This is a genomic window from Furfurilactobacillus rossiae (assembly GCF_013394005.1).
GTDB classification, from domain to species: domain Bacteria; phylum Bacillota; class Bacilli; order Lactobacillales; family Lactobacillaceae; genus Furfurilactobacillus; species Furfurilactobacillus rossiae.
In genome coordinates this window covers 1,733,646-1,748,849 of the sequence record NZ_CP040586.1, presented here as the reverse complement: position 1 = coordinate 1,748,849, position 15,204 = coordinate 1,733,646, and the positions used below count along the sequence as shown (strand labels likewise).

Sequence of the window (15,204 nt, the reverse complement as noted above, 5' to 3'; positions counted from 1 at the left end):
ATATAAGAGTTGAAACTAAAGGAGAGCCATGTAGTACGATGAACAAAAATAAGTAGTTGGAGGATTCAAAATGAAAGCCTTAGTGGTGTATGCGACAATTACTGGCAACAATGAAGAGGTTGCAAATATCGTTGTGGATGCTTTGCGCAGGCTCAAAGTCGATGTTGTTGAAACAGAAATTTCTCAAACGGACGTGGCAGCTTTTAAAGATGTTGATATTTGCGTTGTCTGTGCTTATACATATGATGAGGGTGCGTTGCCAGAGGAAGGGATGGATTTCTTTGACGAGCTTCAAGAGGCTGATCTGAAGGGCAAAGTGTTCGGAGTGGCAGGCTCAGGCGATGTTTTCTATGGTGATGATTTCAATAAAGCTGTTGATGAGTTTGAAAAGGCATTTGTTAAATCAGGTGCCACTCAAGGAACCAAGAGTATCAAGATTGATTTAGAGCCGTACGAAGAAGATGTCGAAAATCTGCAAGTATTTGCAAAAGAGCTTGTGGCTATGGCTGGCCGATAAATGAGATGTTGCATTCCAAGATAAAACACAGTTACCACATCAAATTTCTAATGTGGTAACTGTGTTTTTTGAGCTGAGTAAAAACTGTGAATTAAGTTGAACCTCTATCGTTTGAAGATTTTTAATGGTTTGAATGTGTGGGTATTGGAGCACTCTCAAAATGGTTTGAATAATATAACCGTGCGTCACGATTGCAATGTACTGATTACCATAAATATCGTGCAGTGAGTTGAGAAACGCTGACACACGTTGATCTACATTATCGATGGATTCTCCATTTGAAACTTGTTCATAGTGGCCGCAAACGTCACTGGTCGTCCTCCGCCAATATTGTGGGTATTTCTTCATTAACTCAGGAATTGACTGACCATTCCAAATACCATAATTAATTTCGGCTAAACGATTATCGACTTTAATGGGGCAATCGCTATGGTCAAACAAAAGATGGGCAGTCTCCTGAGCACGTTTCAAAGGGCTAACGAGACACTGAGCAAAACTTAATGTTGAAAACCTGGCTGCGGCCGACGTCGTTAATTTTCTGCCGTAATCGTTTAATTCAGTTAAGTTAGTTTCAACGTTGCCTTGTAAAATCAATTGTTTATTAGCGTCAGTTTCTCCATGTCTAATTAAGTAAAGTGTCGTCATAGCTTTTATTTAAAGACAGGTTTGCTGTTCCGGTATAAAACATCTGTTTGACCATCCAGCATATTAGCATATCGTGCGGCAGCAAAGAAATAATCTGACAGGCGATTAATGAAGACTAACACATCCTGATTAATCGGATTTTGTGACTGGAGTGACACAATTAAACGTTCAGCACGTCGTGTAACTGTGCGAGCGACATGAAGCTGTGCTGCAGTTTGAGAACCTCCGGGCAAAATAAATTTTTTTACTGCTGGAACTTTTTCAGTATAAGAGTCGATTTTCTGCTCAAGAAAGGCAGTTGCTTTACCTTCATGTTCAAAAATAAAATGGTGGCGTTCGTCATCTTTAGGTGTTGCTAAATCAGTACCTGCATCAAAAAGAAGTTGTTGAATTTCAGTCAACTCTTCAGTCAGGACGGTTGTTTTTGATGACAGGGTTGAAATAATATAGCCCACCCAAGAGTTTAGCTCGTCAACAGTGCCGTATGCATTTACTCGAGCATCATCTTTATTAACGATTTGTTTCCCAATAATACGTGTCTGACCATGGTCACCCGTTTTTGTGTAGATTTTCATTGTTACTCACTTCACTTTCTTCGAATTTGAAAGACAAAAACAAGTATCTAAGCACAATGTACAACGATTGAACAGTAAATAGTGATTTCGAAATAAAGTCTGCAATAAAATCACAGTCTCAAGTTTGATAACAAAATATCCACAATCACCACTAATTCTTATCGTTGTCAGGCATGACGCTATTTTCTATACTTTTGCTGTTGGGTAGATTTAGTTATTCACGTTATTGAAGGTCACACTTATTAGTGAATGAAATCACGAAATTGTATGACCTTTTTTTATAAAAATGTAGAAAGCGCTTACTTAAAAACGAAGGGGAGACAGGAAACACTATGGACAGATCGACAATGTTGAGAAAGTCGATGTTAGCTGCGTTGTTGCTGGCACTTTGCGTAGTTGGTGCAAATTTAAAAATTATGGGATCAATTGCCCTGGATTCCGCTCCAGCATTTCTCGGTGCAATTTTGCTTGGACCATGGTTTGGCGCCTTTTTAGGCTTTTTTGGACACATGGTGTCAGCAGCATTATCCGGTTTTCCACTCACCATTCCAGTGCACCTTGTCATTGGATTGAACATGGCGTTTTGCATGTTTGTATTTGGTGCGATTCGCCGCCGCTGGGGCAGTAATCAGTTGATTGTCATATTGATTGCCGATCTTGTCGCGTACGTCATTGACGTTCCAGAGGAATTTCCCTGGCTATACCCATTAATTGGGAAAACAGTATTTGCACTTTTTATTCCTTTGACTGTAGCGACAATTGCTAATTTAGCACTTACCGAAGTGGTGTACATGGCGATTCCTAATCGTCAAAAGCAAGCATTCTTCTTACAGGAGCGACAGCATAATGAGCATTGATGAACACGGTGGCAATATAGATAAAATTGCCCGTCAATTAAAAATTAAGCCGGAAAGTTTGATTGATTTTAGCGCCAACATTAATCCTTTAGGGATGCCAACAGCATTTAAGCAGTTGCTAGCTGAGACAACGCCTAAGACAACAGTCTATCCCAATCCGGACTATCCAAAATTGAGGGCTGCGATTGCGGATCACTTTGTTGTTCGCAGTCATAACGTTGTCGTTGGCAACGGGGCAATGGAAATCTTGAGAGATGTGGCTTTAGCAACGGCAGTGCATCATGTCGTGGTGATTGAGCCAGCATTCAATGAGTATGCAAAAGCGTTTCAAAGCATTGGGGCAACGGTTTATTCATACATAACAGAACAAAATAACGGTTTTAGGCTGTCTATTCCTATGTTGATTGATTGGGTGAGTCGTCACTTGAATCAGTGCCAGGCAATTTGTTTGGGAAATCCTAATAATCCCACAGGGCAACGGTTGTCGCCGGACGAATTGAAGCCATTGATTGATTTTTGCACTAAAAATCATATTTGGTTGATTGTCGATGAAGCATTTATGTCATTTACCTTTGATGAACGTTTAAGTGTAATTAGTTCCTTAAGGAACGAGCAATTCGTGTTTGTGATTCGCTCCGCGACTAAGTTTTATGCAATGCCAGGGTTACGTTTAGGATTCGGAATCACCAAAAATGAATATCTTTTAAATCGACTAAAGCAAGTAGCGTTGACGTGGTCAGTTAACACTTATGCACAGACATTAGGTGAACAAATGTACGCGCAGACTGAATTTCAGATTGAAACAAAAAAGTGGTTGATAAAGGAACGTAAATATTTATTCAATGGTTTAGCAAAATTTCCGGAAATAAACGTTTTTCCGAGTGCTGCCAACTTTTTGTTCTTCTGGTCTAAAGATGAACAGTTGAGGGCACATTTGTTACACAAACATCTAGTAATCCGAAGTTGCGCAAACTATCCAGGACTTGACGAGCATTACTATCGAGTTGCCGTTAAAGGGCATGACGATAATGAGGTCTTGCTAGAAGCATTACAAAGCGTTCTAGGAGAAGGAGTCAAAATATGAAAAAGCTCTTAATTGCAGGTACAACTAGCGGTTCAGGCAAAACAACAATCACCCTTGGATTGTTGAAAGCCTTGAGTGAAGCTCATCAAGTTCAAGCCTATAAAATTGGACCAGATTATGTAGATACAAAATTTCATACGCGTATTACCGGTCGACCATCACGAAATATTGATAGCTTTCTAACACCGGATGATCCCACGTTGAATTATTTATTTACAGAAAACACTCAGGATGTTGATTTTGGGATTGTTGAGGGAGTAATGGGCTTATATGACGGTTTAGGATCGGATAAAGACGCCTTTTCAACCTCAAGCATTGCTAAAAAGATGAGCTTGCCTGTTATTTTGGTTATCGATGCGCATGGCATTTCAACGTCTGCTGCAGCCTTAGTTAAAGGATATCTAGATTTTGATCCCAAGGTAAACATTTGCGGCGTCATTGTGAATAACGTGATGGGGGCAAGTCATTATGAGCTAGTGAAGGCAGCCATCGACCGATATGTAAAAATTCCGGTTTTAGGTTATTTACCGCATAATGCCGCCGTTTCGTTACCGTCGCGTCAGTTAGGACTAGTGCCTGACGATGAGGTTATGCAAGTCGATCAAAAGATTAGTGAAGTTGCTGAGGAGATGAAAGCACATGTGGACATATCGCTCATTGAACACTTGGCTAGAGATGATCAGCGAGTTATTGAATCACCCGTCGCACCAAAGACCAGTTCGTTAACCGTTGGGATTGCCAAAGACGATGCCTTTAATTTTTACTATGCGGACAATCTCTCGTTGCTCAAACAAAGCGGCATTAGGTTGGTGCCATTTAGCCCAATTAAGGATGCTCATTTACCGGATGTAGATGTTCTTTATTTTGGCGGGGGTTACCCAGAGGAGTTTGCTGAGCAACTATCCAAAAATCAATCAATGTTAAAAGACGTTCGACAATTTTCTTTGGCGGGCAAGCCCATCTATGCGGAGTGTGGTGGCCTCATGTATTTGGGGCAGCACTTAAAAGTTGGTGAGGAAAACTATGAAATGGTCGGCGTTTTAGATGGCGACAGCGAGATGACGTCGCGACTAAAACGGTTTGGCTATTGCTACGCTAAGTCGTTAAAGACCAATCAGTTGGCCGCGGTAAATGAGACTGTCGTTGGTCACGAATTCCATCATTCAGTATTCACGGTTAATGATGGAGATCAACTAAAGCCGGTTTTAAAAATGACAAAAGTTAGAGACCAACAAGTCGTTTCGGAATGGACAGGTGGTTTTCAGGTGCGCAATACATTTGCTAGTTATCTGCATATTCACTTTTATCAAAACAAAACCCTATTTAACCGGTTAGTAACGCAATGGGAGGCAGCTATTCATGCTGATTGAGATGATTCTCATTGCATATGTATTAGATTTGTTGATTGGCGACCCACCAACCTGGCCACATCCAGTCAAGATCATGGGCCATCTTATCGCGTTTTTGGAAGGTAGGCTTAATCGACCAAAGTTTGGCCATCTGAAAAGGCGTTGGTTAGGCGTGTTACTTTGGGTGATCGTTGTTGGTTCAACCGCACTGGTCAGTGGGTTGATCATGTGGGCCACATCGTTTGTGCCATGGCTACAATTCATTATTGGTACGTACTTAACTTACACATGTTTGTCCGTTAAGGGACTGGCACATGAAGGTCGCAAAATTGCGAAGAGTTTACGACAACAACAATTAGTGAAAGCACGTGGACAGGTTGCCATGATTGTCGGTCGTGACACAGATCAGCTGGATGAAGCAGGTGTGATTAAGGCAACTGTTGAAACGATTGCTGAAAACACGAGTGATGGTGTCGTTGCACCGTTACTATTTCTGTTTATCGGCGGACCGGTTTTGGGGCTGACTTATAAGGCAGTGAACACCTTAGATTCAATGGTCGGTTATAAAAATGAAAAGTATGCCGACATTGGTTGGTTTTCTGCCAAGCTGGACGATATTTTTAACTGGCTGCCAGCGCGATTAACTTGGCTGTTACTGATTATTGCAACAGGTCTCTTACGTTTTCATTTAAGAGAAGCAATGGGCATCGGCGAGCGGGATCGTGAAAATCACTTGAGTCCTAACAGCGGGTTTTCAGAGGCCGTTGTGGCCGGCGCGTTAAATATTCGCTTAGGTGGCCCCCATTTATATTTCGGTCAGGTTGTTCAAAAGCCTTACATCGGTAGTCGCAATTCTCGGCCAGTTGAGGTGGTGGACATTAACCGGACAATATACCTGCTATATCTATCGTCCGTGCTTGCACTGGGCCTAATGGCTGGTAGTCGATTATTAATTCAAATGATTTGGTGAGGAGAAGACTAATGAAACAGGAAAAGTACATCACAATTCCAAACAAAATAACGGATAAAAGTTTTGTCATGATTCAGGACGAAATTGACAAGATTGATCCAAATTACCATTTCAACAATGAGGTGGAAGAGGCCATTATCAAACGCGCAATTCATACCACCGCTGATTTTGATTATTTACATACTTTGAAATTTACACATGATGTTATCGCTAAAATTCAGCACGTCTTGACACATCAGGGCACCATTTTTACCGATACAACAATGGCGCTGGCAGGCATCAACAAACGTAAATTAGATCAGTTGGGCGTTCATTATCATTGCTATATTGCTGACGATGAAACATTTAAACTAGCGGCCGATCAAAAGATTACGCGATCTATGGCCGCAATTGAGATGGCCGCCAAGGTGCAAACCGAAAAGTTATTTGTTATCGGTAATGCGCCCACGGCACTTTACAAAATTTTGGAAATGGTTCGTGAAAGAAGACTTGATCCAGAAGCCGTCATTGGGGTGCCAGTTGGTTTTGTTGAGGCGGCCGAAAGTAAAGCGGCGTTGGAGGAAAGCGCATTGCCAGCCATTGTCGCAGAAGGCCGTAAAGGTGGCAGTAACTTGGCAGCGGCATTGACCAACGCAATTTTATATCAGCTGTAACTGGAATAAAGAACAGGTGAGGCAAAAAAATGAGTGAAGACGACTACGTTTATTACAACGGTAAACGATTACGAAAAGGATTCACCACTGGAACAACTGCTACAGCCGCGGCCGTGGCAGCGACAAAAAGCATCTTGCAACAGGAAGCACAAACAGTCATTACAGTGCTGGCTGCTAACGGTCAAAAAGCAACATTTGAAGTTGAAAGCTGTGAATTTGATAAAAAAACGGCCACCGTTGCAATTACAAAGGATGGTGGTGATGACCAAGATGCAACAGATGGCATGCTGATCTACGCCAAGGTTACATTACGTGATGATAATCAGATTACTTTAGATGGCGGCAAGGGGATTGGACGAGTTACTGAAAAAGGCTTGGCTAATGATCCTGGAATGCCAGCAATTAATCCAACGCCGCGCAAGATGATCAAAAAGAGTGTTCGGGAAACATTAGGTGAGGACCATGGCGCAGATATTGTCATTTTCGCGCCAGAAGGGGAACGGGTGGCCAAGTTGACCTACAACCCCAAATTAGGGATTGTCGGTGGCATCTCAATTTTGGGAACCAGTGGCATAGTGACCCCGATGTCAGAGGAAAGCTGGAAGCATTCTATTTCGATTGAAATGAACATTCATCGGCAGCGTGGGGATGAGCGCATCATTCTCACACCAGGTGACTATGGGGAAGACTTTTTGACGCAAACCCTAAAGATCAGCAATAAACAACAAGTGCAAATGAGTAACTTTGTTGGGTATGTATTAAAGGAAACGCAACGATTAGGGTTTAAACACGTTTTGATTGTTGGCGATCTTGGCAAGATGATCAAAGTTGCTGGGGGAATCTTCTCCACACACAGCAAGGATGCAGACGCCCGTGCTGAAATCATGGTTGCCAATCTGGCACTACTTGGTGCACCAACCGATTTACTCAAACAGGTGTACGACTGTTTAACAACCATTTCGATGATTGAACTCGTCAATAAAGCGGGGTATCAGCAGGTTTATCAAGTGTTGGTCGATAAAATTAAAGGCCGTTGTGAAAAATTACTTAATCGCGGTGAGCAAAAAACAGTTGTTGATGCCGTGATTTTCTCTAAGATGACCGGTTACTTAGCCTCAACAGAACCCCTAGATGAGATTGAGAAGGTGTGGCGATGATTGTTGTGCTGGGAATCGGGCCCGGTGATGACCGTTTGATCTTGGCCGGAGCAACCAAGGAGTTAAAACGCGCTGATTATGTTATCGGCGCCGATCGTCAGTTGCAGACAATGAACGTGCCTGAAAGTAAAGCGGTTAAGTTACCACCACTGGCGCAATTGGAAGAGTTTATCCGTGAACATGAACAAAGTCGTGTTGTGTTGCTGGCTTCTGGTGATCCATTACTATATGGCATTGGTAACTGGGTTGTAAAAAGGTTCGGACCTGATGACGTGACGATTATTCCGGGAATCAGTTCGATTCAATATTTTTTTCATCAGTTGAAGCTATCGATGAATGATGTCTACTTGACCAGTAGTCATGGTCGAGTACCAGACTTTGATTTTATCCTTGAGCATGACACGGTGGGCATGGTTACGGACAAACGGATTGGACCGTTTGAGATTGCTCAGGAATGTAAACAGCGAGGAGAGCATCGTACTATTTTCGTTGGTGAACGACTGAGTTATCCGGACGAAAAGATAGGACGATATACAGAGTCATCGGTTCCAGATCAGGACTATCAATTAAATGTGGTGGTGATTAAACGTGAAGGATAGCGAATTTATTCGAACTAAAGTGCCAATGACTAAACAAGAAGTGCGAGCCATTAGCATTGACCGATTAGGGCTTAAAGATGGGCAACAATTCTTGGACGTGGGTGCGGGTACCGGCAGTATCAGCATTCAGGTTGCTAAAACGCAGCCGTTAACTCATGTCACGTCAATTGAGCATACACCGGCAGCTATTGATATCATGCAGCAAAATATTGATCACTTTGGGTTACACAATATTGATTTGATCACGGGTGAGGCCCCGTCCGATATTCCCGACCAGCAATATGATGCCATTTTTATTGGTGGCAGTGGTTCTGAACTTTCAACAATCATTCAGTTTGCGCAGGATCATTTAAAACCAGGTGGTCAGGTCGTCATGAACTTCATTTTGCTTGAAAACGCATTAGAAGCTGTTAAAACCTGTGAATCCTTAGATATGGGCAATATTGATTTTACGAACATTACGGTTGGTAATTGGCATGGTCTAGGGAAGGGCCATTTCTTTAAAATGAACAATCCAACATTTATTTTGAGCGCAACACGAAAGGAAGTTAATTAATTATGGCAATTGTAAGTTTTGTAGGTGCAGGACCTGGTGATAAAGACCTTATTACGTTAAAGGGATACAGACGTTTAGCAGCGGCTGATGTGGTTATTTATGCCGGTTCGTTAGTTAATTTGGATCTCCTAGATTACTGTAAAGATTCTGCTGAAAAATTCGACAGTGCGTCGATGACGTTGCAGGACATTATCGATGCAATGGCAGCAGCTGTAAATGACAACAAATCCGTGGTTCGTTTGCAAACCGGTGATTTTTCAATTTATGGTTCGATTCGTGAACAGATTGAAGAATTAAAAAAGCTGAACATTGAGTATGAATGCATTCCTGGCGTCAGTTCATTCCTTGGTGCTGCCTCTTCTTTGGGTGTGGAATATACCGTTCCAGAAGTTGCCCAAAGCGTCATTATCACGCGGATGGCTGGTCGGACACCAGTACCTGACAAAGAGTCATTAAAATCACTGGCCCAACATCAAACGTCAATGGTTATCTTCTTGTCCGTTCAGGGTATTCAGAAGGTTGTCAAAGAATTGCGAGAAGGTGGCTATCCTGAAACAACGCCAGCTACCGTAATTTATAAGGCAACTTGGCCAGACGAAAAGCATGTAACAGGAACGTTGGCCGATATCGCCGAAAAGGTTCATCAAGCAGGCATTCGTCGTACGGCACTCATTATGGTTGGTGAATTTTTAGGGGATCAATACAACTATTCACACCTTTACGATGCTAACTTCAGTCACATGTATCGAAAGAAGCAGACCACTGATGACAAGCACTAGGTTTGCAGTTTTTGCACTGACGGAGACTGGTACAAAACTAGCACGTCGAATTGGGAAACTTGCTGCTGGTGATGTCACCGTCTTTGTACCAGAAAAATATTTACTGCCTGATGAGACTAACGAGAAGTGTTTTGGTCGAGGACAATTTGGGACCACATTTACAGATGTATTTGATCACTTTGACTGTCTCGTCTGTGTTATGGCGACTGGCATTGTTGTCCGTAGTGTAAGCAAGGTGCTCCAAGACAAATTGACTGACCCAGCGGTGCTGGTCGTTGACGAGCAGGCACACCATGTCATCAGTTTATTATCCGGTCATATGGGCGGGGCCAATCAATGGACAGCCAAAATAGCGGAACAGTTGGGCAGTGATCCTGTTATCACAACCGCAACTGATACAGAAGGTGTTCAGGCACTGGATGTGTTAGCTCGAATTTATCACGGCTGGTATGCCGAGTTTAAAACAACGACCAAACGAATTAATGGTCGCCTAGCTTCTCATGAACCGGTTGAACTGTATATCGAACCGAATTTAGTGATTCCGTCGGTGTCTTTAAAGGGATTTAGCCGACTAAAGCAGGTGGCTGACCGTGATGAGAAAGTGCCGTTAGTGGTCATTTCTGATCGAACACATTTTGATAAACAAGCCGATTGCATTCAGTTGATTCCAAAAATAAACGTGCTCGGTGTTGGTTGTCGTAAGGATGTCACCGTTGGCATGATGCAAGCGGCATTTAGTCAGTTTTGTGAAGAGCGTCAGTTGGCATGGCAGTCCGTTGATCGGGTGGCATCGATTGATGTTAAAGCACATGAAACAGCGGTTCATTATTTGGGAAAACTTGTGGGCAAACAGCCTCAGTTTTACTCTGCCCGCGAATTATTAAAAACGGCAATTCACTATCCACAATCAGCGTTTGTTAAAAAAACGGTTGGTGTCGGAAATGTAGCTGAATCGTCTTCTGAATTAGCGAGTGGCAACCGTGTTATCGGTGATCGGTTTAGTGCCGATGAAATAACTTTTGCGCTTAGTCGTTTAACAATAAAGGAAAGTTGAGGGTTACATATGTTATATATCGTCGGTTTAGGACCAGGGGACAAGAGCAAGATGACGCAGGAAGCGATTGATGTCATCGAGAAATGTCCCATCATTGTCGGCTACGCCACTTATATGCGGTTGGTTAAAGACATGCTGGATGGTAAACAGATTGTTTCGACTGGTATGCGCGGTGAAATGGAGCGTTGTGAAAAGGCCATCGAGTTAGCTAGCGACAATCAGGATGTGGCGTTGATTTCCAGTGGGGATGCTGGCATCTATGGCATGGCGGGACTGGTTATGGAAATGTTGGCGCACAAAAAGCAGCAACTAGAAGTTCATGTTGTTCCAGGTGTCACTGCAAGTATCGCAGCAGCGGCACAATTGGGTGCACCATTAATGAACGATTTTTGTCACATTAGTCTGAGTAACCTAATGACCCCTTGGGAAGTCATTACAAAACGGGTAGACGCAGCAGCCAAAGCAGATTTTGTTATCTGTCTCTACAATCCACGTAGTAAGGGTCGGCCAAATAACCTTCGAGAAGCCCTGGACATCATTTTAAAGTACAAGTCTCCAGACACGATTGTTGGTTATGGCAAGGATGTTGCTCGTCCGAAAGAAATCGAAAAGATTACCACGATTAAGGACTTGGACGAAGAAGACATTAACATGACTACCATCGTTATTGTGGGCAACAAGAATACGTTCGTTGACGATGGTCGGATGGTGACGCCAAGAGGTTACACACTATGATTTTATTGATTGGTGGAACTTCGGAAAGCTTGGAGATTGCAGATGCGTTAACTAGTGACCATCAGGCATTTGTGCTCTCAGTTACGACAGATTATGGTCATACGCTTGCCACAGCACATGCTGAACATGTCCTCCAGACGAAGTTTACTGAAACGACATTAATCGATTTTTTGCAGATGCGCCACATCAAATTGGTGATTGACGCTTCACATCCGTTTGCACAAATTGTGTCCAAAACAGCGATGACCGCCTGCCAAACTGTGGGTACGACTTATGTTCGCTTTGAACGGCAAAACGAAGTATTAAATGAACCAAATGTGATTCACTTTCAGACGCAATCGGAAGTGACAGACTATTTGTTACAGCACGAGGGTAAGGTGTATCTGTCAACTGGGAGTAAAACGGCAGTTGAATATGGAAGTGTTCTCGGTTTGGACCGTGTTCATGTGCGTGTTCTACCGACGGCCACAGTGTTAACAAAATTATCAGAGGGCGGCTATAAGCCCAATCAAATTGACGCAATCGAGGGTCCATTCTCCCGCAAGCTTAATGTTGAACTATTTAGTAAGGCTCAAGCGGCTTTTGTTGTCACGAAGGATAGCGGGGAGCGTGGCGGGATTAATGAAAAGATATTTGCGGCGCAGGATCTTGATATGCCCTGTTTAGTCATTGACCGGCCACAACTGCACTATCCAAACGTTGCTAAGACACTGACGGGATTAACTGACTTTATCGGGAAGGTGAATTAAATGAGTGGTTTTGTAACGTTATTAGGTGCCGGTCCCGGAAATATCGAGTTACTGACGTTACTGGGAAAGCGCCGTCTTGAACATGCTGATGTCGTCATTTATGACCATCTGGTTAATCCTGATTTGTTGTCTTATGCACCATCCAATGCTGATTTTCTTTATGTGGGTAAGAAACCCTATCAAAAGCACATCAGCCAAGACGAAATTAATGATTTAATGCGTGTTCAAGCAGGGGCTGGCAAAAAGGTCGTTCGTTTGAAAGCAGGGGATCCATTCGTCTTTGGACGTGGTGGTGAAGAAGGCCAGTACTTGCGTGAACATCGCGTGGAATTTGAAATTGTTCCAGGCTTAACGAGCGCAATTACTGGATTGGCCGCTGCGGGAATCCCAATTACGCATCGAGATTATGCTTCAAGCTTCCATATTTTGACTGCGCATCAGACACGTTCGCAGCCTTTAAATTGGGACAGTATTGCTCAGATGGAAGGCACTTTAGTTTTTCTAATGGGTGTAGGGGAACTACATACCATTGTGACCGAACTGCTTAAACGTGGAAAAGCAGCGACCACACCAGTAGCCATTATTCAATGGGCGACTCAATGGCGTCAAAACACTGGGATTGGAACGTTATTGGATATTGAAGCAATTGTTAAACGTCAACACCTCGGTTCCCCCGCATTAATTGTAATTGGTGGGGTGGTCAACCTCTCACAACAGTTAAGCAGTCATCGCGCTCTAGAACGAAAACACATTTTAATGCCATTTTCAAAACATACACAAACGCATGATTTGTTAGCGGATGCGGGTGCCAGCATCGACTTCTTCAACTTAGGCGATCAGCAGTCACGCGACGTTGAGCTTCCAGATTTTAATCAATCTGGTCGTCTGGTTATTACGAATTTACGCGCCTTTGAGTATTTGCAACAACAGATGATGCAGGTGGGATTGGATCAACGAGCACTGAGCGGTTGGCAATTATTGGCTACTAATAATCTGATCAAGGAACGGTTACAACAACGTGGTGTACTGATCGATCATGTGATTGATCTAGCAAACTTGAACGCAACGGACTGGGTTGTTGGGGAACAAAATGACCTGTCAACGCTGTCATTTGATGATTCAAACGTTGATCGCAAGCTAATTACGTACACGGATGTATTTAAGCGCCAATCAATTTCAGCTCCAGATACATTTGACGCCGTTGTAGTAACTAGTAAAAGAGCGTGTCTTGCACTGGTACATGGGCTTGAATCCGATCAATTAAAACAGATTAAGACAGTGCCTGCTTTTACATTAGGCGACAAGTTAGCGACCTTTTTGAGTGATAACGGATTTCAATCTGTCACGAACGTCGGCAGCCTCGCTCAAATGGTATCTCGTGTAAAGGAAGTGATTAAAAATGACTAAAACAGCAGTTTTATTGGTTAGTTTCGGCACTACATACCCTGAGTCGCGTCATGAAACAGATGACTCTGCTGATACCGCGTTTGCATCAGCCTTTCCTGAAGCGACCCTGTTTCACGCCTACACTTCAGTAATTGTTCGACGGCGTGTCAAGGCAAACGAGGGGGTAACGTTGGATGACGTACCAGCCGCTTTACAACACATTTTAGATGGTGGCTTTAAAGATTTGGTCGTGCAGTCTCTGCATATTATCCCGGGGATTGAATACCACCGTTTATGTGATCAACTGGTACCGTTTAATAGCAAGTTTGAGCACGTCAGTGTTGGTAAGCCGCTGTTAACGAGCTTTGATGATTTTCAAACGGTCGTTGGCTGGTTAAAGATGGTTGGCACGGATGATGACACCAAAGCGGTTGTCTTCATGGGACATGGCACTGGTGATCATGCGTTTACGACATATGCGTGCCTAGATCATATGTTGATGGAAACAAATGTCTATATGGGCGCGGTTGAAAGTTATCCAGGCATCGACACAATGATTGCCGAACTTAAGCAGCGAGATGTTAAAAGTGTCGTTGTTCGACCGTTCATGATGGTATCCGGTAATCATGTTCACCACGACATGACATCGGAATCGCCAAAATCATGGACATCGAGGTTAACTGCAGCCGGTTTCAAAGTGGAACCTGAGTTCAGCAGTTTGGCCAATGTATCGGCAATTTTAACGTTGTTCACTGAACACGCAAAACAAGCAGTGGAGGCGCAACATGAATAAAACAACACAGGGGATGTTTTGGGGAATTGGCGTTGGTCCCGGTGATAGCGATCTATTAACTGTCAAAGTTGTCAAGTCGTTAAAACGATTGGATGTCTTGTATACGCCAACCGCCCACAAAGGCCAAGCAAGTCTGGCAGAAACAATTGCGCAGCCATATTTGCCGATGGGCATTGACATGAAAGAACGCCACTTTCCGATGACTAATGATAAGGTCAAACGTGCACAAGCACTCGGTGATATTGCGCAAGAAATGCTTGTAGATATCGCCAATGGCAAGAATGTTGGGATGTTAACACTCGGAGATCCAGCAATCTACAGCACGGTTAGTTACATTGTTGAATTGATTCGTGGTAAGGCTCCAATTCGACTATTAGCCGGAATTGCATCTTATTCACAGCTAGCCGCCACACTCGGTTATCCGTTAATGATTGACGATGAATCGTTATGTATTCTGTCCGCAACCGATGACATCACAAAAATTGCTCATGAAATTGATGCAAATGACAACCTGATCATTATGAAAATCAAGGTTAAATTCAGTGAGATCTATGCCTATTTGGAGCAACAGAATTTATTAGATCATGCCATCGTTGTCAGCGATATTTCAATGGGGAAGCAGCAACAGCAGCGATTAGATACGATGTCAGGAACAGAGACACTGCCATATTTTGCAACATTATTAATAAAAAAGAGGGTGCAGTTATCATGATGAATTATTTGAAGCATTTAACGAAGGGCGATCG

Annotated in this window: 18 protein-coding genes; 16 read left to right on the top strand and 2 right to left on the bottom strand. The window is 43.1% G+C overall.

What is annotated here, in order from left to right; all coding sequences use genetic code 11:
- Positions 1 to 70: 70 nt before the first annotated feature.
- Positions 71 to 517, top strand: coding sequence for a flavodoxin (locus LROSL1_RS08395; protein WP_017262875.1), 447 nt, complete (start codon positions 71 to 73; stop codon positions 515 to 517).
- Positions 518 to 556: 39 nt separating this feature from the next.
- On the opposite strand, the gene LROSL1_RS08390 is transcribed toward LROSL1_RS08395, so the two are convergent.
- Both LROSL1_RS08390 and LROSL1_RS08385 read right to left on the bottom strand, forming a co-directional pair.
- The gene (locus LROSL1_RS08390) at positions 557 to 1,162 is read right to left on the bottom strand and encodes a histidine phosphatase family protein (protein WP_178914338.1); all 606 of its coding nucleotides are present in this window, start codon (positions 1,160 to 1,162) and stop codon (positions 557 to 559) included.
- A gap of 5 nt (positions 1,163 to 1,167) precedes the next feature.
- Positions 1,168 to 1,737 (bottom strand): cob(I)yrinic acid a,c-diamide adenosyltransferase, encoded by a 570-nt coding sequence (locus tag LROSL1_RS08385; RefSeq protein ID WP_017262877.1) that lies wholly within the window; start codon positions 1,735 to 1,737, stop codon positions 1,168 to 1,170.
- Positions 1,738 to 2,069: 332 nt separating this feature from the next.
- Between LROSL1_RS08385 and LROSL1_RS08380 the strand changes: the two genes are divergently transcribed.
- From LROSL1_RS08380 to cobI, 15 genes are read left to right on the top strand one after another with little or no spacing between them, the layout of a single operon-like run.
- The gene (locus tag LROSL1_RS08380; RefSeq protein WP_225440514.1) at positions 2,070 to 2,594 is read left to right on the top strand and encodes an ECF transporter S component; all 525 of its coding nucleotides are present in this window, start codon (positions 2,070 to 2,072) and stop codon (positions 2,592 to 2,594) included.
- Positions 2,584 to 3,678: a threonine-phosphate decarboxylase CobD gene (cobD, locus tag LROSL1_RS08375; RefSeq protein WP_178914337.1), complete on the top strand. Its 1,095-nt coding sequence runs from the start codon at positions 2,584 to 2,586 to the stop codon at positions 3,676 to 3,678. Before LROSL1_RS08380 ends, cobD begins: the two co-directional genes overlap by 11 nt.
- Positions 3,675 to 5,048, top strand: a complete 1,374-nt coding sequence (locus tag LROSL1_RS08370; protein WP_178914336.1) for a cobyrinate a,c-diamide synthase — start codon at positions 3,675 to 3,677, stop codon at positions 5,046 to 5,048. The genes cobD and LROSL1_RS08370 overlap by 4 nt, the downstream gene beginning before the upstream one ends.
- On the top strand, positions 5,038 to 5,997 hold the full coding sequence (gene cbiB / locus LROSL1_RS08365) for an adenosylcobinamide-phosphate synthase CbiB (protein ID WP_178914335.1): 960 nt from the start codon (positions 5,038 to 5,040) through the stop codon (positions 5,995 to 5,997). Before LROSL1_RS08370 ends, cbiB begins: the two co-directional genes overlap by 11 nt.
- An 11-nt stretch (positions 5,998 to 6,008) precedes the next feature.
- The gene (locus LROSL1_RS08360; protein WP_178914334.1) at positions 6,009 to 6,650 is read left to right on the top strand and encodes a cobalt-precorrin-8 methylmutase; all 642 of its coding nucleotides are present in this window, start codon (positions 6,009 to 6,011) and stop codon (positions 6,648 to 6,650) included.
- A 29-nt stretch (positions 6,651 to 6,679) separates the two neighbouring features.
- A complete protein-coding gene (cbiD, locus tag LROSL1_RS08355) occupies positions 6,680 to 7,807 on the top strand; it encodes a cobalt-precorrin-5B (C(1))-methyltransferase CbiD (protein ID WP_017262883.1) in 1,128 nt (375 codons plus the stop codon).
- Positions 7,804 to 8,406 carry a cobalt-precorrin-7 (C(5))-methyltransferase gene (locus LROSL1_RS08350; protein ID WP_178914333.1) on the top strand — a complete coding sequence of 201 codons (603 nt, stop codon included), beginning with the start codon at positions 7,804 to 7,806 and terminating at the stop codon, positions 8,404 to 8,406. The genes cbiD and LROSL1_RS08350 overlap by 4 nt, the downstream gene beginning before the upstream one ends.
- Positions 8,396 to 8,962 carry a decarboxylating cobalt-precorrin-6B (C(15))-methyltransferase gene (locus tag LROSL1_RS08345; RefSeq protein ID WP_017262885.1) on the top strand — a complete coding sequence of 189 codons (567 nt, stop codon included), beginning with the start codon at positions 8,396 to 8,398 and terminating at the stop codon, positions 8,960 to 8,962. Before LROSL1_RS08350 ends, LROSL1_RS08345 begins: the two co-directional genes overlap by 11 nt.
- 2 nt (positions 8,963 to 8,964) lie before the next feature.
- Positions 8,965 to 9,741 carry a cobalt-precorrin-4 methyltransferase gene (locus LROSL1_RS08340; RefSeq protein WP_178914332.1) on the top strand — a complete coding sequence of 259 codons (777 nt, stop codon included), beginning with the start codon at positions 8,965 to 8,967 and terminating at the stop codon, positions 9,739 to 9,741.
- Entirely contained in the window at positions 9,728 to 10,795 is a 1,068-nt protein-coding gene (locus tag LROSL1_RS08335; RefSeq protein ID WP_178914331.1) for a cobalt-precorrin 5A hydrolase, read from the top strand. The genes LROSL1_RS08340 and LROSL1_RS08335 overlap by 14 nt, the downstream gene beginning before the upstream one ends.
- A 9-nt stretch (positions 10,796 to 10,804) precedes the next feature.
- Positions 10,805 to 11,530 (top strand): precorrin-3B C(17)-methyltransferase, encoded by a 726-nt coding sequence (gene cobJ / locus LROSL1_RS08330; RefSeq protein WP_017262888.1) that lies wholly within the window; start codon positions 10,805 to 10,807, stop codon positions 11,528 to 11,530.
- Complete coding sequence (gene cobK, locus LROSL1_RS08325; protein ID WP_178914330.1) at positions 11,527 to 12,279, top strand: precorrin-6A reductase; 753 nt, start codon at positions 11,527 to 11,529, stop codon at positions 12,277 to 12,279. Before cobJ ends, cobK begins: the two co-directional genes overlap by 4 nt.
- Positions 12,280 to 13,686: a uroporphyrinogen-III C-methyltransferase gene (gene cobA / locus LROSL1_RS08320; protein WP_178914329.1), complete on the top strand. Its 1,407-nt coding sequence runs from the start codon at positions 12,280 to 12,282 to the stop codon at positions 13,684 to 13,686. It begins immediately after the preceding gene.
- Positions 13,679 to 14,458 (top strand): sirohydrochlorin cobaltochelatase, encoded by a 780-nt coding sequence (locus LROSL1_RS08315; protein ID WP_178914328.1) that lies wholly within the window; start codon positions 13,679 to 13,681, stop codon positions 14,456 to 14,458. The genes cobA and LROSL1_RS08315 overlap by 8 nt, the downstream gene beginning before the upstream one ends.
- Positions 14,451 to 15,170, top strand: coding sequence for a precorrin-2 C(20)-methyltransferase (cobI, locus tag LROSL1_RS08310; protein WP_178914327.1), 720 nt, complete (start codon positions 14,451 to 14,453; stop codon positions 15,168 to 15,170). The genes LROSL1_RS08315 and cobI overlap by 8 nt, the downstream gene beginning before the upstream one ends.
- Positions 15,171 to 15,204 lie beyond the last annotated feature (34 nt).

Excerpts from the sequence above, each read along its gene's own strand:
- cbiB (WP_178914335.1), top strand. The coding sequence starts at position 5,038 with ATGCTGATTGAGATGATTCTCATTGCATATGTATTAGATTTGTTGATT.
- LROSL1_RS08340 (WP_178914332.1), top strand. The coding sequence starts at position 8,965 with ATGGCAATTGTAAGTTTTGTAGGTGCAGGACCTGGTGATAAAGACCTT.
- LROSL1_RS08335 (WP_178914331.1), top strand. The coding sequence starts at position 9,728 with ATGACAAGCACTAGGTTTGCAGTTTTTGCACTGACGGAGACTGGTACA.
- LROSL1_RS08390 (WP_178914338.1), bottom strand. The coding sequence starts at position 1,162 with ATGACGACACTTTACTTAATTAGACATGGAGAAACTGACGCTAATAAA.
- LROSL1_RS08360 (WP_178914334.1), top strand. The coding sequence starts at position 6,009 with ATGAAACAGGAAAAGTACATCACAATTCCAAACAAAATAACGGATAAA.
- cobD (WP_178914337.1), top strand. The coding sequence starts at position 2,584 with ATGAGCATTGATGAACACGGTGGCAATATAGATAAAATTGCCCGTCAA.
- cobK (WP_178914330.1), top strand. The coding sequence starts at position 11,527 with ATGATTTTATTGATTGGTGGAACTTCGGAAAGCTTGGAGATTGCAGAT.
- cobJ (WP_017262888.1), top strand. The coding sequence starts at position 10,805 with ATGTTATATATCGTCGGTTTAGGACCAGGGGACAAGAGCAAGATGACG.
- LROSL1_RS08315 (WP_178914328.1), top strand. The coding sequence starts at position 13,679 with ATGACTAAAACAGCAGTTTTATTGGTTAGTTTCGGCACTACATACCCT.
- LROSL1_RS08380 (WP_225440514.1), top strand. The coding sequence starts at position 2,070 with ATGGACAGATCGACAATGTTGAGAAAGTCGATGTTAGCTGCGTTGTTG.
- LROSL1_RS08370 (WP_178914336.1), top strand. The coding sequence starts at position 3,675 with ATGAAAAAGCTCTTAATTGCAGGTACAACTAGCGGTTCAGGCAAAACA.
- LROSL1_RS08385 (WP_017262877.1), bottom strand. The coding sequence starts at position 1,737 with ATGAAAATCTACACAAAAACGGGTGACCATGGTCAGACACGTATTATT.
- cbiD (WP_017262883.1), top strand. The coding sequence starts at position 6,680 with ATGAGTGAAGACGACTACGTTTATTACAACGGTAAACGATTACGAAAA.
- LROSL1_RS08395 (WP_017262875.1), top strand. The coding sequence starts at position 71 with ATGAAAGCCTTAGTGGTGTATGCGACAATTACTGGCAACAATGAAGAG.
- cobI (WP_178914327.1), top strand. The coding sequence starts at position 14,451 with ATGAATAAAACAACACAGGGGATGTTTTGGGGAATTGGCGTTGGTCCC.
- LROSL1_RS08350 (WP_178914333.1), top strand. The coding sequence starts at position 7,804 with ATGATTGTTGTGCTGGGAATCGGGCCCGGTGATGACCGTTTGATCTTG.
- cobA (WP_178914329.1), top strand. The coding sequence starts at position 12,280 with ATGAGTGGTTTTGTAACGTTATTAGGTGCCGGTCCCGGAAATATCGAG.